The organism is Paenibacillus sp. F024 (assembly GCF_057814255.1).
In genome coordinates, this window is sequence record NZ_JBVASZ010000007.1 from 38,383 (window position 1) to 58,625 (window position 20,243).

A 20,243-nucleotide genomic window follows, 5' to 3' on the forward strand; every position below is an offset into this window, starting at 1 on the left:
CATAGGCTAAATAATGAACGCGTGGTTTCCGGCGGCTGTGGAGTATTATACATCGCATCGAAAAGTAGGTATTTAGAACTGATTTTTGGGGTTTTAAGGCAAAAAATAGGATTCGTACAATTCGTGTTGTTCGAATGAACCACATAATTTGCGACAAAATTCCTGCTGTTTCATGCGTATTATAATCCTAAAAAACTATTTTAACAATAGATTTTTGTCAAATGATAGTTCTATTTACCTATTATGTATCTTTGAAGTAGTCTGCAACGTAATCAGGTGCAGCTTTATTCATCTGTTGTACGGTATGAAGATATCGTTGCGTGGTGTTGATATGTGTATGTCCAAGATTTTCTTGAACCTGCTGCAATGTAGCTCCATTGAGCAGAGCTAAGGTTGCATTCGTATGTCTAAGCCAGTGAGGAGTTACTTTCTTGTCAAATTCACATTGTTCGCGTGCTTTCTGAATAATTTTTTCGATAAGCCTTACGGAAAATGGGAATAATCGTTTATCAAGAGCAGGTTGGATTCCTCCCTGTTGACCTTGATTATAAAATTCCACAATCATGTTCCACAGCATCTCCGGTACTTTTACTTCGCGCTGTTTTCCACCCTTTCCGTTAACTACAGATAACCAGATGGTCGTTTCTTCAGGGTCGGTATGGAAATGTCCCCATTCTATAGAGACTAATTCCGATACTCTCAATCCCAGTAATACAAGGGATAGTCCAATAACATAATCTCGAAATCCTTGTCGTTTAAGCTGCTCTAGTAATGCAAAGACCTCTCGTTTGGTCAAATAATGATTTTTGCTGGTAACGGATACTTTGGGACTGCGAACAGATGTAGTAGGATTATGGTCAAAAATCCCGATATTAGGGTCACTAGCCCATTTAAACAAGGAACGCAGCGGCGCTAAATGAATAGCGATCGTGGCAGGAGCGTGAGGCTTGTTATCAAGCATTCCTTTGATTAGTCCCATTTTGTAAACCTCAATTTCCCTCCATGTAACGTGCTTCAGTGATTTATCTCCGATAAAGCGTCTGAATTTCTGTATCGCACTCATGTAATTTCTAATGGTGTATTCTGAACGTTGGGTTGTGGATAAAAACATAGCAACAATCTGATCATCCGAATAAGATGCGCTATTTTCTTCAAGAACCAGAGCCTTATTGGTCAGGAACAATTGTTGCTCCATAAATGAAATACTCCTCCTTATCATTCGAACAACACGAATTGTACGAATCCTATTGTACTATTAAGGAGTTTATGATTCACCCATCATTTAAAACAATCGAAAAGGCACACCTAATGAAAATTAGGGTCGTAAAGCTACAGGGGCTAAAACATATCGAAATAGGATAGGTTATGCCAGCCAGTTACCGAAATGAGATGAAGATCCTTCCGTTTTGGGAGGATTTTTTTATTGAAAGGAGGTGGAAGCATGAGCGTTAAAAGTAAAGCTTTACCACTTATAAAGGCGTGTATGATGGAAAAGGTGATGTTTTAAGGGACGGGTTAAAAAACGTGTCAACAGGATAAGGAGAATGATAATGAAGTGGTTTTATGATTTGAAAACATCTGTGAAATTGATTTCAGCTTTTATACTGGTTTCGATAATTTTAGCATGTGTTGGTTTCTATGGGTTGTCGAACATGAGGACGTTAAATGCCGGCATGGAAGACATGTATCAAGAAAGGCTTCAGCCTGTAAAAAATATGTCGGAAGCAAGAATGGCGTATCAGGGGATGCGGCTGGCCATTCGCGATATAGGTAGGGAGAATACGAAGGAAGGCAAAGATCGATACAACAATTCAGTCCAAGAGCTCAGGAAGGATATAGAAGCTAAAATCAATGTATACAGCCAACGGAATTTAACTTCGGAGCAGCAGCAGGCTGTAAGTGAATTCAATACCGCATGGCGGGAGTATAACCAGTTGTTCGATCAAGCGATTCAGCTCAGTTATGCCAACAAGGAGGATGAATTTAGAGCTTTGCTCTCCGGTGAACTGGTGAAATCCGGAGACCGATTGGACGATACATTGGAAGCCGTTATTAATATCAATGTCAAAGTTGCAGAATCAGCATATACCGCTTCAAACGAAATGTATACGTTATCTCAATATATTACGATCTCCGTCATCATCATTTCATTTGTAATCAGCATAGGATTAGGAATTTATATTTCCCGTATTATATCCAGTCCTCTTAACAAGGTCGTCGAATTGGTTACAAAGGTGGCCAAGGGAGAGCTGCGGGAAACGACGGACATCCATACCAAAGATGAGATCGGGATTTTGGCACAGTCCATTAACGATATGGTACTGAGCTTAAGATCGACCGTAGGGAACATTCTGGCTTCTGCGGAAAGCGTGGCTGCAGCGGCACAGCAAATTTCCGCCACCACAGAAGAGATCGCCAGCGGCAGCACGAACCAGGCCACTGCGGCGCAAACCATGTCCGAATTGTTTAAAGAGCTGTCTACAGCCATCAATTCAGTGGCTCAAAGCGCAGAGCAAGCCTCGGAATTGTCCAACAAAACCATGGGGATTGCACAGGAAGGCGGGAAAGTGGTCCGATCTTCTATTGACGGGATGAATTTGGTCAATCAGCAAATGTCTAAGTTGGAGGAAGACTCCAATAAGATCGGGGAAATCATTGAAGTGATTGACGATATTGCGGACCAGACGAATCTGCTTGCTTTGAACGCGGCGATTGAAGCTGCTCGCGCCGGCGATCAGGGGAGGGGCTTTGCGGTAGTTGCCGATGAAGTCCGCAAATTAGCCGAACGCAGCAGTGAAGCGACCAAGCAGATCACTTCCATTATTAAGGGAATGCAGGAAAACACCCAGCAAAGTGTAAAAGCTGTGGGCGATGGTGTGGTATCGTCTCAAAAAACCGGAGAAGCGTTTGACAGCATTCTAGTCATGGTCAATGAATCCGCCCAGAAGGTCTCTGAAATTGCCGCCGCCAGTGAACAACAGGCCGCTCAATCCTCTGAAGTTCTGTTGTCGATTGAGAGCATCTCGGCAACGACCGAAGAGTCGGCCGCCAGCAGCGAGGAAACAGCGTCTACGGCCCAGTCTCTAGCGCAGCTGGCGGAAGGACTGAATCAAGCGGTTATGATTTTCAAAATAAACTAATCCACGGGTTGAACTCGGTTAAAACGATCCTAATCCATCGAGATGGGGATTGTACCCCCGAACATAAAGAAGGTGACTTTCATGGGAAAAAATCTGAAGGAGCAATATATCGAAGTAGGTATTGGAAAAGAAAGATATGCGATTAGCATTTACGAAATACATGAAATCATCAAAATGCAGGATATTACCCAAGTTCCTAACAGTTTGCCATATTTGAACGGTGTCATTAATTTGCGGGGCAGCATTGTCCCGATCATTGGCTTGCGCCATCGCTTTGGATTACCGGAAGAGGCCCATACGAAGACAACCCGCATTGTTGTGGTAAATTATGCCGAGGAGATGGTGGGGATCGTCGTGGATCAAGTGAATCAAGTCACAACCTTTGCGGACATCCAGCCTCCCCCGGAACGAATCGGAAGCGTGAACGGCTCCTTTTTTGAGGGGATCGGATGTACCGAAACCGGCTTGGTCAGCATTTTGAAACTGGAAGAGATCCTTCGGGTATAGGGGGCAGCGGTATGAATCCGATGTATATGTCCGAGCTCAAAGGCGTATTTTTGGACGAAGTCGAAGAACAGCTTCAAATGATGGATCAAGACGTATTGCATCTGGAGCAGTCGGGGGAATCGGCGGAGACGATTCAAAGCTTATTTCGGGCTGCACACACATTGAAAGGTTCCTCCGCGGCGATGGGTTTCGAAGAGATGAAACAGCTGACGCATGAAATGGAGCATCTCTTGGATCAGGTTCGTAATCGGCAAATGAGAATTACAGGCGCCATGATCCATTTGTTATTTAAGTGTCTGGATCATCTGCAGAGACTAAAAGAAGAGTTTATTTCCGGAGAAGGCATTGCCACAGAGATAACTCCATTGCTGTGTGAACTAAAGCTTGCCGTAGAATCGAAAAATGATCCCGCTGAAGAAAAAACGGGAATAATGTATCCCAAGGCCGCTTCCTTTCAACCGGAAATCGGGCCGGATATCGTGCTGAAGGCCGTACAAATGCAAGAAAAGGGGGCTGGCGTACTTTTTGTTCGCGTCAGGCTCACCGCCGAATGCGAAATGAAATCGGTTCGTGCTGCGGTAATCTTAAATCAGGTAGGGTCGATGGGTCAGATTTTATATTGTGACCCGGCACCCGGGGATTTAGCTGAAGAAGAGGACAGTGCTTACGACGAATTCTTTTTTTTGCTGGCAACTCCTTCAGAGGCATCGGAAATTGAACATGTCCTCCAATCCTACGTGGATGTGGCCGAAGCGGAGGCTGCCTGCTTCTCGACAGAAATGAAGAAAAATGACACGATTGAAGGCTCGGTAGACATACATATGAATGTTCAAAAAAACGGGAAGCTTCCCGCTGCCGGAGAAGGGAAGAGGAAACCGCAGACGATCCGGGTGGATGTGGGACGGCTGGAGCACTTGATGAATCTGGTAGGCGAACTTGTTATTGGCCAGACCCGGATGAATCAAATGGGAACAGTTCTCAACCATCGTTATGCGGCCGATGAGACGGTGGTAGAACTGGCGAGGGTATCCGATCATGTTTCCCGGGTGATCGGGGAATTGCAGGAAAGTGTAATGAAGGCGCGGATGCTTCCGCTAGAGCATTTATTCAACCGGTTTCCGCGCATGGTTCGGGACTTGGCACAGTCCTTAAATAAAGAAATCCAATTGGTTATCGAAGGAAGCGAAACGGAGCTGGATCGAACGGTCATTGAAGAAATTGGTGATCCGCTGATTCATTTAATCCGAAATGCGGTCGACCATGGAATAGAGACGGCGGCGGAACGAATCAGAGTCGGGAAGCCGGCCGGAGGGATGCTGCGAATTACTGCCGCACACGAAGAAAACCAGGTGGTCATCACGGTAGAAGATGACGGGCCGGGCATTGATCCCGGGCGAATAAGGGAATCGGCTGTCCGTAAAGGTGTCGTTACGGAGGACGAGGCTTATAAGCTTTCGGATCGTGAGGCTGTCCATTTAATATTTCGCCCCGGCTTCTCAACTGCGGAAGTGGTTAGCGATATCTCCGGCCGCGGGGTCGGCATGGATATTGTCCGCAGTCATATCGACAAACTAAACGGTGTTATCGAGATCGAATCCCAGCCGGGAGAAGGGACCCGGTTTAAAATCAAGCTTCCATTAACTTTGGCCATTATTACCGGCCTGTTAATCAAGTTAAGCGGAAGGACGTTTATTCTGCCGATGAGCTGTGTCGCAGAGATTATACGGATGCCGGCCGAAGCCTTTCAAACCGTCAAAGGAGACCCTGTGGTTGTCATTCGGAATGAAGTGCTGCCTGTCGTCTGGCTGCACGATCGCTTTCATATTCCAAGGCCGCAGAATGAACGTAAACAATTGCCTGTTGTCGTGGTGGGAACTGCAGAAAAGCGGATCGCCTTGGTGGTTGATGAATTAAATGGAAACCAGGACATCGTCGTGAAATCGCTTGGAGCCTATGTTGGCATGATCGGCGGCGTTTCGGGGGCTGCGATCATGGGGGACGGGAAAGTGGCTTTGATTCTGGAGGTTTCAGAATTTATGAATGAATCGAAAAGGACAAGAACGATTCAATAACAGGACTTTTATTAGGATATTGAAATGAGATATATTTTCCTCTAACAAGAGGATGCTTGTAACGTTTAATTCATTTATTAATATATCTGATAAATCCTATAAGGTTATTCTAATTGACCAGATCCTCCTGCTGTGGTAGTTTCAATAGAGTGGAAAATTAGATCCGTTTACTAGGAATTCATATCATTGCAGCTATGCGGGGTGGATAGTGTTGAAACTTCAAGTAACAAACAGTCCTTTTAATCAGGAGCAAGCGGAACTGCTGAATCGCGTTCTGCCTACGCTGACGGAAGCGCAGCGTATTTGGCTTAGCGGATATCTTACGGCTATTCAAGGAGCGGCGGCAGAGGCTCCGTCCGGTACGGCGGTGGCGGTTGCTTTGCCGGCGAATGAAGCGGTGATCTCCAAGGAGGTAACGATTCTCTTCGGATCACAGACAGGCAACAGCCAGCGTTTGGCCAAGAAAATGTCCCAAAAGCTCGAAGAACAAGGCTTTCAAGTGACGCTTTCCTCGATGGCGGACTTCAAGCCCAATGGCTTAAAGAAGGTCCAAAACCTGCTCATGGTTGTGAGCACTCATGGGGAAGGCGAGCCGCCGGATAACGCCATTGCTTTTTATGAGTTCCTTCACAGCAAGAGAGCGCCTCAATTGGAGGGCATGCAGTATTCCGTGCTTGCGTTGGGAGATACGTCCTACGAGTATTTCTGCCAAACGGGCAAGGATTTTGACAAGCGCTTGGAAGAGCTGGGCGCTAAACAGCTTACTCCGCGTGTCGACTGCGACGTCGATTTTGATGAATCCGCTGCAGAGTGGATGAACAATGTTTTAGGCTCGCTCAGTGCCGCATCGGCAGCTCCGGCCATCGCAAGTGCAGCCGGCGCGGCGGCCGTAATCGGTTCGGAATCGGAATATTCCAGATCGAATCCTTTCCAGGCCGAGGTGCTTGAGAATTTGAACCTGAATGGCCGGGGATCGGAGCGTGAAACCCGCCATATTGAATTATCCCTTGAAGGCTCCAATCTTCAGTACGAACCGGGGGACAGCTTAGGCGTTTATCCGGAGAACCATCCTCGTCTTGTGGATGAGCTGATCGAAGCGATGGGCTGGAAAGCGGATGAGCTCGTTACCATGAATAAGAATGGCGAACAGCGTCCACTGCGTGAAGCTTTGCTTCGCAATTATGAAATCACCGTGCTGACCAAGCCGTTGCTGGAGCAAGCGGCCAAGCTTACTTCCAATGCCGGGCTGAACCAGCTTCTGGAAGCGGGACGCGAACAGGAGCTTAGGGCGTATATCAACGGTCGGGATCTGTTGGATTTGGTGCAGGATTACTCCCTTAAGGGCGTGCCTGCGGCTGAGTTCGTAGCGATCCTTCGGAAGATGCCTGCTCGTCTGTACTCTATCGCCAGCAGCTTCAAGGCGTCCCCGGATGAGGTGCATCTCACGGTCCGTACGGTTCGTTACGAGGCCCATGGACGCGATCGCTACGGCGTATGCTCGGTGCAGCTCGCAGAGCGGGTTCAGCCAGGCGATACCCTGCCGATCTTTATTCAACAGAATCCGAACTTCAAGCTTCCAGAGAATCCGGAAACGCCGATCATTATGATTGGACCGGGAACCGGCGTCGCCCCGTTCAGAGCCTTCCTTGCCGAACGCGAAGAGACCGGAGCCGAAGGGAAAACGTGGCTGTTCTACGGCGATCAGCATTTCTCTACGGACTTCCTTTATCAGGTGGAATGGCAGCGTTGGCTGAAGGATGGCGTGCTTTCACGGATGGATGTCGCGTTCTCCCGCGATACCGACAAGAAAGTGTATGTACAGCACCGGATGCTCGAAAAGAGCCGCGACTTCTACCAATGGCTGCAAGAAGGAGCTTGCGTGTATGTCTGTGGCGACGAGAAGAAGATGGCACATGACGTTCATGCGGCCCTGACAACGATTCTCCAACAAGAAGGCGGCATGAGCCCTGAGGCAGCCGCGGAATATTTGACCCTTATGCAACAGCAGAAACGTTATCAGCGGGATGTTTATTAAGTTCGAGTCCCAACGATCGCGAGAGGAGATAATGCAACATGTCGGATAACAATTTGCTTTCACCCAATAGTGCGCCGCACAGTGATGTAGAAGATATAAAGAAAAGAAGCAATTATTTGCGGGGATCTCTTGTAGAGACGCTCGAAGACGTCATCACGGGCTCCATCCCTGAAGACGATAACCGCTTGATGAAATTTCACGGCAGCTACATGCAGGACGATCGCGATTTGCGCAATGAGCGGCAAAAGCAGAAGCTGGAGCCGGCTTATCAGTTCATGCTGCGCGTACGCGCGGCTGGCGGTGTAGTTACACCTGAACAGTGGCTGATGATGGATCGGATCGCACAAAAATATGCTAACGGAACGATTCGTCTGACGACGCGTCAATCCTTCCAGCTGCATGGCGTGCTCAAGTGGAACATGAAGAAGACGATACAGGAAGTCAACAATGCGCTGCTAAGCACGTTAGCCGCTTGTGGCGACGTGAACCGCAACGTCATGTGTAACCCGAATCCGTACCAGTCCGAGGTTCATTCCGAGGTATACGAGTGGGCAAGCCGGATCAGTAAGCACCTCGATCCCCGGACACAAGCTTATCACGAGATCTGGCTTGACGGCGAGAAAGTGGTGGACAGCCAAGACAACGGGGCAGAGGTAGAGCCGATTTACGGGCCTGTCTATTTGCCGCGTAAGTTTAAAATCGGGATTGCGGTCCCTCCTTCAAACGATGTAGATGTATTCTCCCAGGACCTGGGTTTTATCGCGATTGTGGAAGAAGGTCGTCTGAAGGGCTTCAATGTGACGGTTGGCGGCGGCATGGGAATGTCGCATGGCGATCCGAACACGTATCCCCAAGTGGGTCAAGTGATCGGTTTCTGCTCACCGGAACAGGTCATCGACGTTGCGGAGAAAACCGTCATGATTCAACGGGATTACGGCGATCGTTCGGTCCGTAAACACGCGCGGTTTAAGTACACCATTGACGACCGCGGCATCGACTGGTTCATCAATGAACTGAGCACCCGTCTGGGTTGGAAGCTTGAGGCTGCGCGTTCCTTCCATTTTGACCACAACGGTGATCGTTATGGCTGGGTGAAGGGAAGCAACGGCAAATGGCATTTCACACTCTTTATCCAGAACGGCCGGATCAAAGATGAGGACAACTACCCTCTGATGACGGGTCTACGGGAAATTGCCAAGGTTCATACCGGGGACTTCCGTCTTACCCCGAACCAGAACCTGATCATCGGCAGCGTAAGCACCCAGAAAAAGAAAAAAATTGAAGAATTGATCAACCAGTACGGGCTCACGGATGGAATCCACTATTCCGCTTTGCGGAGAAATTCCATGGCTTGTGTAGCTTTGCCAACCTGCGGATTGGCGATGGCCGAATCGGAGCGTTACCTTCCAACGCTGTTGGATAAGATCGAGCCGATGCTGGAGGAGGCAGGCTTGCGTGACGAGGAGATCGTCATTCGCATGACCGGCTGCCCGAACGGATGCGCCCGTCCGATGCTGGCGGAAATCGCGTTTATCGGCAAGGCGCCTGGCAAATACAACATGTACTTGGGCGGCGGTTTTTCCGGAAACCGACTGAACAAGCTGTATAAAGAAAATATCGGTGAAGCGGAGATTCTGGATTCGCTGAAGCCTATTGTTACTCAATATGCGAAGGAACGCCGTGAAGGCGAACATTTCGGCGACTTCGTCATTCGTGCCGGCTATGTCAAAGAAGTTCGCTCTGGACAGGATTTTCATTCCTAAACCATAAATGAAGTGCCGCGCGGCATTCAATAAAACAGGAGCAGCCTGAAGCTACATGGATAGTTTCAGGCTGCTTCTTTTGGTTTTCCCAGGATGGGCTGTGTTTTCTTTCTTAGGGCTCCATCTTTCTTTTCGATTTGTTCTGCGTTACTTTATATCGAAGCATGTCCGGAGTCGAAATAGATAAGATTATCCATCATCGCAGCCTTCGGGTGAGCTCACTCACTTTTTGGGCAAAATCCAGAGGTCTGTCAATCGTCTGAATGTGCAAGTACAAAATGACAGGTGCCGTATATATCCAATGATTATGAAGAGCAGACACAGGTATCCGATGTTTTAATAGGATCGAAAGAACCGGGTTGATCTCTTCAGATAATAGCGCTAATTCTCCTAAGCATAATGCCGTTCCGCCGGCATCAAGCGATTCATAAGCGAAAGTAAGGGTCGCGGCGGATGGAGACGGTTTTCCTAAAATCGTAAGCGGAATATTCCTCTGTTTCGTTACCGTACATCCGTTATTTCCCGGTTTCGGAACACCACCCAGGATAGCCCCAAATTGTTGGCATGTTACATTGGCTTCCCGAACATCAATCATACATCGAATCACTCCTTTACTTAAAAGTATGCATTTCGATGAGGCGATGGCACAGTCAATATCGTATTGCTTCTCGAAATGATTGTATGAGGCCTTGCAGCCAATAACTTTATTTTAAGCTTTTACTGTTTTTTGTGACCGTTAGTTGTTATCATGAATTAAGTTCCATTAATTCGATCCGAATGGGGGAAAGCTCGTGACGGTAACCTATGATGCTCACTATTATCCATACCCTTCCCGGCGAAATGTAGTTTATGGGCGCAAAGGGATGGTGGCCGCCTCTCAGCCGCTGGCAGCACAGGCAGGCTTGCAAATCTTAAAAGAAGGCGGGAATGCCGTTGACGCGGCGATTGCAGTGGCGGCCTGCTTAACGGTAGTCGAGCCGACATCGAACGGAATCGGTTCGGATGCCTTTGCGCTTGTCTGGATCCATGGAAGGCTGCATGGCCTCAATGCTTCGGGCCCAGCCCCCAAAAAGCTGTCGATTGAAGCTGTAAAAGCGGCAGGGTACGACCATGAGATGCCTAAGCGCGGTGTGATTCCTGTAACGGTACCCGGGGCTGTCGGCGCTTGGGCTGAACTATCGAAGAAGTACGGAAAGCTGCCTTTGACGCAGGTGCTGGCCCCGGCTATTGAATATGCTGAAAGCGGTTACCCGGTATCTCCGACATTGGCAAAATTCTGGCAGCTTTATTATGAGGACTATCAAGAAAGCTTCAAGGGAGAAGAATTCCAGCCCTGGTTTGATACATTTGCTCCGGCAGGCAGAGCGCCGAAGGCTGGAGAGATCTGGCGGTCACCTGATCATGCAGCCACTCTGCGGCGGATTGCCGAAACGAATGGAGAAGCCTTTTACCGCGGGGAGCTGGCGGACCGGATCGATGCCTTCTTCCAGAAGCATGGCGGGTTTTTGCGGAAGGAAGATTTGGCGCAATATTACCCGGAATGGGTCGACCCCATTAAGGTCAATTACCGGGGGTACGATGTGTGGGAAATCCCGCCCAACGGCCAAGGCCTTGTTGCGCTCCATGCTCTGAATATCCTCAAAGGGTTCGAGTTTGCGGAGAAGGAGAGCGTGCAAACCTATCACAGGCAAATCGAGGCCATGAAGCTCGCTTTTACCGATGGAAGGAAATATATTACCCAGCCTTCGGACATGCAGGTTACGGTTGACGAGCTGTTAAGCGATCGGTACGCGGCAGAACGCCGTGCGCTGATTGGGGAAGAAGCTCTTATGCCTGAGCCTGGACATCCGCTAAAGGGAGGAACCGTGTATCTGGCGGCGGCTGACGGAGAAGGGAATATGGTCTCTTTTATTCAAAGCAATTATATGGGCTTCGGATCGGGCATCGTCGTTCCGGGTACAGGTATAGCGCTGCAAAACCGAGGAAATACGTTTTCCCTAAACCCGGAGGATGCCAATGCGTTAAAACCGGGCAAGAAAACCTACCATACGATTATTCCGGGGTTTCTGTCGAAGGGCGATCAACCGGTCGGGCCGTTTGGGGTTATGGGCGGATTTATGCAGCCGCAGGGCCATGTCCAGGTGATCATGAATACAGTTGATTTCCATTTAAACCCTCAAGCCGCCTTGGACTCTCCGCGTTGGCTGTGGACCCGGGATAAAACCGTCGAGGTTGAAGCGGGCTTCTCCAGCGAGATCGCCAGAGCGTTAATGCGCAAGGGACATCAGATCCATGTCGTATTGAGAGAAGATGGCTTTGGCCGGGGACAAATCATTTGGCGTGATCCGCAAACCGGCGTACTATCCGGAGCTACCGACCCGAGAACGGATGGGGAAGTCGCCGCCTGGTAAGGCTGTTACAACAAGAACGTCCGGCGACCGTAAGATCGCCGGACGGTTTGCCTATGGAACTTTTTATCCCAAGGCATTATACATAATATTTCAAATAAACCGATTCGTAATAGGGGCTTCCGGGATTGGGGGTTACAATTTCAATCATATGCCCGTCAGGATCTTTAAAGAAGACCTGACGCAGCCCGCTGGGAGCATTCTCCAGTTCATACCAGGGAATATTCTCCGATTCCACTTTTTGGATCACTTTTTTGAGCTCTTCCTCATTTTCCACAAAAAATGCAACATGAGGGTCCTGTGCAGACAGCTTCGCTCGATCGACATCCCCGGGCCCGGATTGCTCGGGCATTTGAATGATATGAAGCATAATATCTCCTAACTTATACCATACACCGGGGAAGCTGAAATTGGGTCTTGGAATCTCCGGCAAGCCCAGGATTCTGCTGTAAAAATCCTTTGATCTGGCGGCATCCTTTACGGACAAAGCAACATGGTCTATTCGGGATAAATTCATTTGTCATCGCTCCTTTTGGGGATTATTCCGGTTTTCGTAAAGCGGTATAAATAGCCGTGTCCAATTTTCTAGACAAGTCGGCAGAATACGTTTTAATATATTGAGGCTCAGAGGTAACTATTCCCCCGTAGAACATAATGTCATCGACTCTATCAATGGTCAATTCTACGCAGAGCATAGGAAATGGCATGCCGGGGATAGGATCCGGCTGAACACGGGCAGTTCCTGTCACGGCTAAGGTGTGCTCCGGGACAGCAAACAAAATTTGCATTTTTGGACATTTATTTACATTGCCGATGATGGGTGACTTGGGTGATACGGCAAAGCGAATCAGCTGGGGATTTACAGCCGCTAACCAGGAGATAGCTGTGGAATAAATTTCGTTCTCCGTATTGGTGGTGACCGCAAACATCAATTTCTCTCCTTGAAGCTGATCGATGACCGCTTGAGACAAGAATGTTGTATCCGTTTTCATAAATAGACTCCTTTTTTACGATTTTTTCTCCAGCCAACCGGCATTCACATCAAGGCCCAAGCTTGCCTTCCCGATGATTTCCAGGCACTTATCGTTATTAGGCGGCATCACCATTCCGGCGCGGGCATCGCGGTGAATTCTTTCTAAAGGAAACTTTTTCATGTAGGCTCTGCCTCCGCATACGCGAATGGCTATATCGGTGACTTTCATGGAAACCTCTGTTCCTACATATTTAGCCATCGTTACAGGCAGAACCCGGTCTTCTGCACTACCAAAATCACGCGCATCCGCCGCTTGATAAAGCAGGTGCTTGGCAGCTTCAAGCTCCACAGCCATTTCGGCGACACGGTGTTGTATCGTTGGATAGTGGCTAATGGGATGAATTTCCGGCTTAAATGTGGTGTTTTGCGCATAACTGACGGTGAAATCCAATGCGGCCTCCGCCAGACCAATGCCGACAGCTGCGAAGCCAAAGGCATAACCGTCACTTACATTTTTGCGGACGGCATCTCCGGGTTCTCCGATTGCATTCCGCTCTTCCACAAAACATTCATTAAAATGAATGGTATTGCTGGCTGTTCCCCTCATGCCCATAGCATTCCAGGTTTCTTCAATCGTTACCCCCGGCGTGCTGCTAGGGATCGTCAGCATGATCAGGCCGTCTTCGACAGAGGCGGAGCCTTCGATCAGGCACAGTGTGTTAAAATAGTCTGCCGCAGAGCTTAACGAGGCAAAATGCTTTACGCCGGATACGACGTAGCCGCCGTCGACCTTGCGGGCGATGGTGCTTGGTTTGAAATTTCCTCTTAAGCTGCTGGTAGGTTCACTGGTAACGGAAGCGAACAATTTGCCGTGCTCAACCACTTCACTGAACAACCGCTGCTTTTGTTCCTCATTGGCCATTTCATTTAAAATATGGATGACCGTACAATGCATATTAAATGTATTGGCGGTGGAGCCGCACGCTTTCGCCAGCTCTTTAATCACTTCGCCCATTAACCGCGAATTGGCTTCAAGCCCGCCATACCGTTCAGGGACCACCAGGGCAAGAATTCCGTTTTCCCGTAAATCCTGGTAGTTTTCATAAGGGAAACGGCTTTCAAGGTCATATTTGCTTGCACGGGCGGCAAAGTTTTCTTTTGCTAATTGTTTTACCACACCAAGAATATGTTGGGCTTCCTTGCTATGTGTTAGTTGCATGACCATCCTCCTCGAATTTGATGTGACAATGACATTCATAGCATTTTTCGTGCCAACTTTGCCGGAAATGAAAAAAAGGTTAAAACCAAGCTATGGAGCGCGTTTTCCTTAACCTTGGATCAAACGTTCTGTCCTTGGAGCATGGGGGCCGGGGGCATGTGAAATCATTTCCGGTGTTTTTTTGAACCATTTGGTGCCAAATTACACCATTTAAAGGGGGAGTGATAAAATCAAGAGCGATCCGCATATTTTATTTGAGGTCAATCCCCAGCGATATGAGGAAATCAAATGGATGCTGATTCGGGAGGATATCACGCTGTTAGAATTAAGCGATATGGCAGGCGGGAACAAAATGTTGTTTAAAGACCCGGACGGGAACCTCAATGCCATATTGACGGGTTAATCAAGCGCGGAAAATATAAGAAGAACGTGAGCTTACGGTGATTTTGGTCACCGATTTTTTTCTTTGTCTTCGTGTGCCGGCATGTTCTCTGCGCTGAGGGGATACCCTTTTATCTTCCTTTCCATTATAATATTGGAAATCCTTGTTCTCAGGATAGGGATGCATTCACCGTGAAATGGAGGTTGACGAGCATGGAGCTGGACGCCTCAAGCTTTCCCCCTGCTGGAGAGAGAGAATGGCACATCATTGTGAACTCATTGTTTGACGGCATTTGGGTTGCTGACGGTGAAGGCCGAACCGTACTGGTGAATAAGGCCTATGAGAAATTAACGGGAATCCATATCGAAGATGTGATCGGTAAACGGGCCCAGGATTTGGTAGAAGCGGGAGTGCTGTCGCAATCCGCCATTCCCGGGGTAATGGAAACTCTGCAAACGGTAACGATCATCAATAAAGTGAATGGAAAGCGTTTGCTTGTTACAGGAGTGCCGGTATTAAACGATCAAGGGCAATTATGGAGAATCGTATGCAGTGTCAGGGATATTACAAACCTTACCGAGCTCCAGCAGGAAATCGAACAGAAAAGCGCCTTGATTAAACACTACGAAACGGAATTATTGAAATTTCAGCAGATTGACAATGGACCCATCGTTCGCAGCCCTCATATGGTCCGATTATTTGAATCGGCCAAGCATGTAGCAGCGACATCGTCTACGGTGCTTATCTTAGGGGAATCGGGCGTAGGCAAGGAAGTGCTGGCCAAATGGATTCACCAAATGAGTCAGCGGGTCAAACAGCCCTATATGACCGTCAACTGTTCGGCCATCCCGGAAAATCTTATTGAATCGGAGCTTTTCGGGTATGAAAAAGGCGCATTTACAGGCGCGCAGTCGACCGGAAAGGCCGGGTTGTTTGAAATGGCCCATAAAGGGACGATTTTTCTGGATGAAATCGGTGAGCTGCCCTTTGCCATGCAGTCCAAATTGCTTAGAGTATTGCAGGAAAAAGAAGTCCTGCGGATCGGTTCGGGAAAGCCCATCCCTGTTGATGTGAGGGTGATTGCCGCCACCAATCGATCCTTGGAAAAGATGGTAGCCGAAGGAACGTTTCGGGAGGATCTTTATTATCGCATCAATGTTATCCCGTTTACCATACCGCCGCTTAGGGAGCGAAAAGAGGATATCCCCATTTTAACGGCGCACTTTTTAAATGAATTCAACCAAATGTATGACCGGGCTATCGAAATGAGTCCCGTGGTCATGAACCGCTTGATGGGATATCGTTGGCCCGGTAATGTAAGGCAGTTGAAAAATATCATCGAACGCATGATTGTATTATCCAAAAGCAAGGAAATAACGGCGGATGATTTGCCCGAATTTTTGGAAACGGCTCCCCCGTTACAGCACAATAGGGATACGATCGTCCCCCTGCGTCAAGCCCGTATGGAGTTTGAAAAAAATCTCATTATACAAGCGTTGAAAAAGAGCAAATCGATTCGTCAGACAGCGCAATTGCTGGAGCTGGACCATTCCACCTTAATCAGAAAAATCCAGCAGCAGGATATTGACCATGAGTCTCTGTTGGGAAAAGAATACTCTAAATAAAGCAAATCATTACAATTAAAATCATAAATTATAAAATAAAACAGTCTATCCATTACGAATGAAGACTGTTTTATTTTTCACCCGGTTATTGTGGAACGATCAAGGTGACCTTGGTTCCCTCTCCGGGCTTCGAATGGACGGCAAACTGACCGCGCACGGACCGGGCTCTCTCTTCCATGCTGAAAAGCCCTACGCCTTTGGCATGGCTTTCACGGGTAAAGCCTTTTCCTTGATCCTCTACACTGACTTCAATAAAGTCGTCGAACTCATGAATCCTCACTCGCGCCTCGGCGGCGTCGGCGTACTTGGCAAGATTGGTTAACGCTTCTTGTATTATCCTGTAAATGGTCGTCTCTTTGTGAGCCTCCAGGCGCTTGCGAAGATTGCAGTCAAACCGTACCTTGATGCCGTAGTGATTGGAATAGCTGTCAATGTAGGAACGGATGGCCGGAACGACTCCAAGATCGTCCAAGACGGACGGACGCAGCTCCCAGGCTAATCCGCGGACATCCTCGATAAGCTCGGCCACGCTGTTTCGCAGATCGCTTAACTGCTGCACGCCGGTATCTCCGATTAAGCGATCGATTTGAATGAGCAGGGAAAAGAGGCTCTGTCCGATCCCGTCATGAAGCTCGCGTGAAAATTTGCGCCTCTCGTCTTCCTGCACCTGCATGACATGGCCCATCATATGCTTTAATTCTTCTTCTACCTTTTTGAGCCGTGTAACTTCATTGCGGATCGCAAGGTATTGATAGGGACGGCCGTTGTCGTCTTGAAAAGGTACAATGGTGGTGTTTACCCAATAGTATGTACCATCTTTGGCCTTGTTTTTGATGTCTCCCCGCCACACCATTCCAGAGGAGATCGTTTTCCACAGCTCTTTCATGAATTCCTTGCCGTGAAAGCCGGAATTGATGATCCGATGGTCCTGACCGATCAATTCATCGCGTTCAAATTGGGAAATGACACAAAAGTTATCATTTACATACTGAATAATTCCGCGATGATCGGTCACCGCAACGATAGAGGATTCGTCCAGGGCAAATTTCACGTCCGCCAACTGCTTTAACGATTGCTTCAGGAGATCGCGAAAGGAGGGATCGGCTATATGTGTATCCAGCTGTTCCTGCAGCTCGGCCACATTCTGGCCAATGACCTCAGGGTAAGTCTTGCTTGTTTTCTGCTTCAACACGATCATCCTTTCTTTCCGGTTTAATCTTATCTTAGCAAAGAGGAAAGAACCGGGACAATGCCCGCCGTGAAGAAGAAAAAGGACCGGGAAAGCTTATCGCCGCCCGATCCGGATTCATTTCCGATCGATTATTTATGGGATAGTACCCTCCTGCGGACTATTGTATCGCGTCCGTTCTTGTTATTGTTCATGTGAATCCATTTGCGGAGCAACGGGAGCAAATAATAATCAATACCGAATTTGCCGGCATTGGCACCCGCGACCATCACGATTCCGCCGAGCAGAATCATCCACGGGTTGGTGCTTACCGTTCCAGCGAAGAGAAACATGAAGTTCATTAATAATCCAAAGCCGGCGGCGGCCGGCGTTAAGGCGCCAAGTATCAAACCGAGGCCGACCAGCGTTTCGCCTAGAGGGATGATGAGGTTGATGATTTTCACGTTCGGCAGCGCGATATGATTCAGAAATGCAATAAAGTTCGGATAGATCAGCTCATTTGTTGTTTTATCGAGAACCGGTTTGCTTACGGCGTTGTTCAGAAACCCTGTCGCGTCAAAACCGCCCGTCAGCTTGTGCCAGCCCGAAGTGAGCCACATCCAACCCAGATAGATGCGAAGAACAAGCAGGAGGCCGGAGGCGTACATATTTTCTTTTAGAAACATCATCATGATAACCATCTCCTCAATGTAATCCTTCTACGTCTTCACTGTACATCAATTGAAAAAGCTGCGATGTGATCGGCGTCACAGGAGAAGAAAAATTCGAGCCCGTTTATCGCAAGGTCCGAAATGCCGAATGGCCTCAAACGCGGCAAATATGCTTCGGGCAGTTTTCACAGTGGCAGATGTCGCGCAAATAGCCCAAATCCTTGATGATGAAGTGACCGTTTGCGATGTCGAGAATATCTTCCTTTTTCATATCGCTCAGCATCCGGTTGACACTCTCCCGGGAGGCGCCGATCATCTCGGCCATTTCCGTATTGTTCAGCTTCACCGAGATGCGGCTGTACTCACCGAAGGGTTCCCCGTAGGAATTGTTCAGGCGGATGAGAAGGGAGCAGAGCGCTCCGGGCTTGCCGAACATCATCAAATCGCGGAATTTGGTTTGCGTCAGCAGGTGCATCGTCGCCTGCCAGCGCATGAATTCTACCGCAAGATCGCCATGCTGCCAGAGCAGAACCTCCAGATCCTTGCGTTGAATCAGGCCGAGCTCGCAAGCCTCTATAGCTTCCGCGCCAAGGAGGTAGGCCGAATCCGCCAAGACGTCTCCATAGCCGATCAGGTCTCCGGAGTGGTGCAGATACAAGGTAAAAGAACTGCCGCTATCCGCCGATTTGGTGATTTTGACGCGGCCTTCTTTGATGTAATATAAGTATTCGGCTTTATTGCCTTCCCAAAAAAGGCGGGAGCCTTTCTTTACCTTTTTTGAATACATGATACCGGTAAGCCGTTCGACATTCTCTTCCGTAAAATACTGCTGCAGCCCCTGCGGTTGAAACGGAGCGGCGTCCGATGTATGATTATCCGGATAGTGGAGCATTCGTGCATCCTCCTCTGCGTTCTCTCTGCATTTATCATACCAGCTTTAAAGACATGAGGTTATCGGGGAATCCTCTGATAATCAGAGAAGAAAATCCTGAATTACTGTGTATTCCCTGACAGGGAAATCAGGGTTTTCCCTGACTTACAAACGAAGCTGCAGCAGTTACAATGAAATGCAGCAGTGTACGGCAACGGTAATTAGGGTGGACGTTGGGTATGTACGCAGTATGGCAGGAGGTGAAGCGGGTGGATACGGAGCACAACGAGATCCTAAGCGAGCTGGTTATGCTGCGCACCTCGGTAACAGGGGACTTTGCCTCACTGGCTCTAGGGATTGGCGATAGCCGGCTGTTTCGCTGGACGTTGGTTTCCGGGAACGAAACGGAGCGCAGCGAAGCGATGAGGTTTCGTTCGGGGCAGGGGGTGGGCGGACAGGCGGTTCAGATCGGACGGCCGATGGCATGGAACGATACCGATGCAGCCTTGTTCCGTCTGTGTCGCGAATGTCCGCTTATGCTTGCGGAAAGGCTGCGCACCGCCGTCACGGCTCCTGTTGCCGTACAAAGGAAGAGCCGGGGGGTAGTGTTGGTCGGTTCCCGTACGGGTCATGTATTTACCAGGGAAGATATGGCTGCGGTGACGTTAGCGGCACACCGGATCGGCAGGCTGCTGGATACGGATCCGCTCCGGGATCGGGTAAGATAAAGGGGAAGGTGAGCATATGATCAAAATCATGGTGGTCGACGATCATGCGGTTGTACGATCAGGGTTGAATCTGCTGCTCCACGGCAAGCATGAAATGGAGGTTGTAGGGGAAGCGGCGGATGGAGACGAGGCGATCCGCCTTGCCGGTGAGCTGCATCCCGCAGTCGTGCTCATGGATTTAAGCATGCCGCACGGCAAGGATGGCCTGACGGCTTGCGCCGAGCTGAAGCAGAAACAGCCCGAAACGGCGGTGTTGATATTGACCATGCACGATGATGAGGAGTATTTGTTCAGGGCCATCCAGGCGGGGGCATCCGGGTATATCTTGAAAAGCGCGCCGCATGAAGAGCTTCTTGCAGCCATTCAATCCGTAGCGGCAGGCAACGCGTACTTGTATCCGAGTGCGACCAAGCGTTTAATGGGCGAGTATCTGGAGCGGGTGAAGCAAGGTGAGAATACCGGCCCCTACGATACTCTGTCCGAACGGGAGAAGGAAATATTGGCGCTTGTCGCTAAAGGATATTCCAACAAAGAGATTGCCGATCAATTGATCATCAGCGTCAAGACCGTCGAATCGCACAAAAGCAACGTCATGGATAAGCTAAAGCTCAAGACACGCCCGGAGCTTGTGAAGTTTGCGCTGAAGAAGGGGCTTCTGAACTTTGAATAATACGGCAGTTC

17 protein-coding genes and 1 riboswitch are annotated in these 20,243 nt (G+C 48.8%); of the genes, 9 read left to right on the forward strand and 8 right to left on the reverse strand.

The genetic code is table 11. The features are described 5' to 3' along the window. Positions 1-241: 241 nt before the first annotated feature. Positions 242-1,195 carry a tyrosine-type recombinase/integrase gene (locus ACZYR9_RS09600; RefSeq protein ID WP_488978253.1) on the reverse strand — a complete coding sequence of 318 codons (954 nt, stop codon included), beginning with the start codon at positions 1,193-1,195 and terminating at the stop codon, positions 242-244. A gap of 93 nt (positions 1,196-1,288) precedes the next feature. Next, positions 1,289-1,384, forward strand: a riboswitch (cyclic di-GMP riboswitch). A gap of 166 nt (positions 1,385-1,550) precedes the next feature. Here ACZYR9_RS09600 and ACZYR9_RS09605 point away from each other — a divergent pair. The 5 genes from ACZYR9_RS09605 (at position 1,551) to cysI (ending at position 9,517) form a co-directional block, all read left to right on the forward strand. Then, positions 1,551-3,140: a methyl-accepting chemotaxis protein gene (locus tag ACZYR9_RS09605; RefSeq protein ID WP_488978254.1), complete on the forward strand. Its 1,590-nt coding sequence runs from the start codon at positions 1,551-1,553 to the stop codon at positions 3,138-3,140. Positions 3,141-3,221: 81 nt separating this feature from the next. Then, a complete protein-coding gene (locus ACZYR9_RS09610) occupies positions 3,222-3,647 on the forward strand; it encodes a chemotaxis protein CheW (RefSeq protein ID WP_488978255.1) in 426 nt (141 codons plus the stop codon). Between the two features lie 11 nt (positions 3,648-3,658). After that, positions 3,659-5,719 (forward strand): chemotaxis protein CheW, encoded by a 2,061-nt coding sequence (locus ACZYR9_RS09615; protein ID WP_488978256.1) that lies wholly within the window; start codon positions 3,659-3,661, stop codon positions 5,717-5,719. Positions 5,720-5,930: 211 nt separating this feature from the next. After that, entirely contained in the window at positions 5,931-7,754 is a 1,824-nt protein-coding gene (locus ACZYR9_RS09620) for an assimilatory sulfite reductase (NADPH) flavoprotein subunit (RefSeq protein ID WP_488978257.1), read from the forward strand. Positions 7,755-7,792: 38 nt separating this feature from the next. Continuing rightward, positions 7,793-9,517, forward strand: coding sequence for an assimilatory sulfite reductase (NADPH) hemoprotein subunit (gene cysI, locus ACZYR9_RS09625; RefSeq protein WP_488978258.1), 1,725 nt, complete (start codon positions 7,793-7,795; stop codon positions 9,515-9,517). Positions 9,518-9,713: 196 nt separating this feature from the next. Here cysI and ACZYR9_RS09630 read toward each other — a convergent pair whose 3' ends face one another. Then, entirely contained in the window at positions 9,714-10,112 is a 399-nt protein-coding gene (locus ACZYR9_RS09630; protein WP_488978259.1) for a DUF1259 domain-containing protein, read from the reverse strand. Between the two features lie 268 nt (positions 10,113-10,380). Between ACZYR9_RS09630 and ggt the strand changes: the two genes are divergently transcribed. Continuing rightward, positions 10,381-11,928, forward strand: coding sequence for a gamma-glutamyltransferase (ggt, locus tag ACZYR9_RS09635; protein WP_488978384.1), 1,548 nt, complete (start codon positions 10,381-10,383; stop codon positions 11,926-11,928). 76 nt (positions 11,929-12,004) lie between these two features. Here ggt and ACZYR9_RS09640 read toward each other — a convergent pair whose 3' ends face one another. Genes ACZYR9_RS09640 through ACZYR9_RS09650 form a run of 3 tightly spaced genes read right to left on the reverse strand, consistent with a single transcriptional unit; the run spans position 12,005 to position 14,117 of the window. Further along, positions 12,005-12,442, reverse strand: a complete 438-nt coding sequence (locus ACZYR9_RS09640) for a VOC family protein (protein WP_488978260.1) — start codon at positions 12,440-12,442, stop codon at positions 12,005-12,007. Between the two features lie 22 nt (positions 12,443-12,464). Continuing rightward, positions 12,465-12,917 (reverse strand): PNPOx family protein, encoded by a 453-nt coding sequence (locus ACZYR9_RS09645; RefSeq protein WP_488978261.1) that lies wholly within the window; start codon positions 12,915-12,917, stop codon positions 12,465-12,467. A 15-nt stretch (positions 12,918-12,932) separates the two neighbouring features. Next, the gene (locus ACZYR9_RS09650; RefSeq protein WP_488978262.1) at positions 12,933-14,117 is read right to left on the reverse strand and encodes an acyl-CoA dehydrogenase family protein; all 1,185 of its coding nucleotides are present in this window, start codon (positions 14,115-14,117) and stop codon (positions 12,933-12,935) included. A gap of 573 nt (positions 14,118-14,690) precedes the next feature. Here ACZYR9_RS09650 and ACZYR9_RS09655 point away from each other — a divergent pair. After that, positions 14,691-16,124, forward strand: coding sequence for a sigma-54 interaction domain-containing protein (locus tag ACZYR9_RS09655; RefSeq protein WP_488978263.1), 1,434 nt, complete (start codon positions 14,691-14,693; stop codon positions 16,122-16,124). A gap of 85 nt (positions 16,125-16,209) precedes the next feature. Here the strand turns inward: ACZYR9_RS09655 and ACZYR9_RS09660 are convergent, their stop codons facing one another. The 3 genes from ACZYR9_RS09660 to ACZYR9_RS09670 form a co-directional block, all read right to left on the reverse strand. After that, entirely contained in the window at positions 16,210-17,313 is a 1,104-nt protein-coding gene (locus ACZYR9_RS09660) for a PAS domain-containing sensor histidine kinase (RefSeq protein WP_488978264.1), read from the reverse strand. Positions 17,314-17,444: 131 nt separating this feature from the next. Continuing rightward, a complete protein-coding gene (locus ACZYR9_RS09665; protein ID WP_488978385.1) occupies positions 17,445-17,987 on the reverse strand; it encodes a DoxX family protein in 543 nt (180 codons plus the stop codon). 130 nt (positions 17,988-18,117) lie between these two features. Next, positions 18,118-18,855, reverse strand: coding sequence for a Crp/Fnr family transcriptional regulator (locus ACZYR9_RS09670; RefSeq protein ID WP_488978265.1), 738 nt, complete (start codon positions 18,853-18,855; stop codon positions 18,118-18,120). 218 nt (positions 18,856-19,073) lie between these two features. Between ACZYR9_RS09670 and ACZYR9_RS09675 the strand changes: the two genes are divergently transcribed. After that, on the forward strand, positions 19,074-19,562 hold the full coding sequence (locus tag ACZYR9_RS09675) for a GAF domain-containing protein (RefSeq protein ID WP_488978266.1): 489 nt from the start codon (positions 19,074-19,076) through the stop codon (positions 19,560-19,562). Between the two features lie 16 nt (positions 19,563-19,578). Further along, positions 19,579-20,232, forward strand: coding sequence for a response regulator (locus ACZYR9_RS09680; protein WP_488978267.1), 654 nt, complete (start codon positions 19,579-19,581; stop codon positions 20,230-20,232). The last annotated feature ends 11 nt before the right edge of the window (positions 20,233-20,243 follow it).

What these genes read in the sequence shown, in the direction of transcription:
- ACZYR9_RS09600 (WP_488978253.1), bottom strand. Translation starts at nt 1,195, where the DNA reads ATGGAGCAACAATTGTTCCTGACCAATAAGGCTCTGGTTCTTGAAGAA.
- ACZYR9_RS09605 (WP_488978254.1), top strand. Translation starts at nt 1,551, where the DNA reads ATGAAGTGGTTTTATGATTTGAAAACATCTGTGAAATTGATTTCAGCT.
- ACZYR9_RS09610 (WP_488978255.1), top strand. Translation starts at nt 3,222, where the DNA reads ATGGGAAAAAATCTGAAGGAGCAATATATCGAAGTAGGTATTGGAAAA.
- ACZYR9_RS09615 (WP_488978256.1), top strand. Translation starts at nt 3,659, where the DNA reads ATGAATCCGATGTATATGTCCGAGCTCAAAGGCGTATTTTTGGACGAA.
- cysI (WP_488978258.1), top strand. Translation starts at nt 7,793, where the DNA reads ATGTCGGATAACAATTTGCTTTCACCCAATAGTGCGCCGCACAGTGAT.
- ACZYR9_RS09630 (WP_488978259.1), bottom strand. Translation starts at nt 10,112, where the DNA reads ATGATTGATGTTCGGGAAGCCAATGTAACATGCCAACAATTTGGGGCT.
- ggt (WP_488978384.1), top strand. Translation starts at nt 10,381, where the DNA reads ATGGTGGCCGCCTCTCAGCCGCTGGCAGCACAGGCAGGCTTGCAAATC.
- ACZYR9_RS09640 (WP_488978260.1), bottom strand. Translation starts at nt 12,442, where the DNA reads ATGAATTTATCCCGAATAGACCATGTTGCTTTGTCCGTAAAGGATGCC.
- ACZYR9_RS09645 (WP_488978261.1), bottom strand. Translation starts at nt 12,917, where the DNA reads ATGAAAACGGATACAACATTCTTGTCTCAAGCGGTCATCGATCAGCTT.
- ACZYR9_RS09650 (WP_488978262.1), bottom strand. Translation starts at nt 14,117, where the DNA reads ATGCAACTAACACATAGCAAGGAAGCCCAACATATTCTTGGTGTGGTA.
- ACZYR9_RS09670 (WP_488978265.1), bottom strand. Translation starts at nt 18,855, where the DNA reads ATGCTCCACTATCCGGATAATCATACATCGGACGCCGCTCCGTTTCAA.
- ACZYR9_RS09675 (WP_488978266.1), top strand. Translation starts at nt 19,074, where the DNA reads ATGTACGCAGTATGGCAGGAGGTGAAGCGGGTGGATACGGAGCACAAC.
- ACZYR9_RS09680 (WP_488978267.1), top strand. Translation starts at nt 19,579, where the DNA reads ATGATCAAAATCATGGTGGTCGACGATCATGCGGTTGTACGATCAGGG.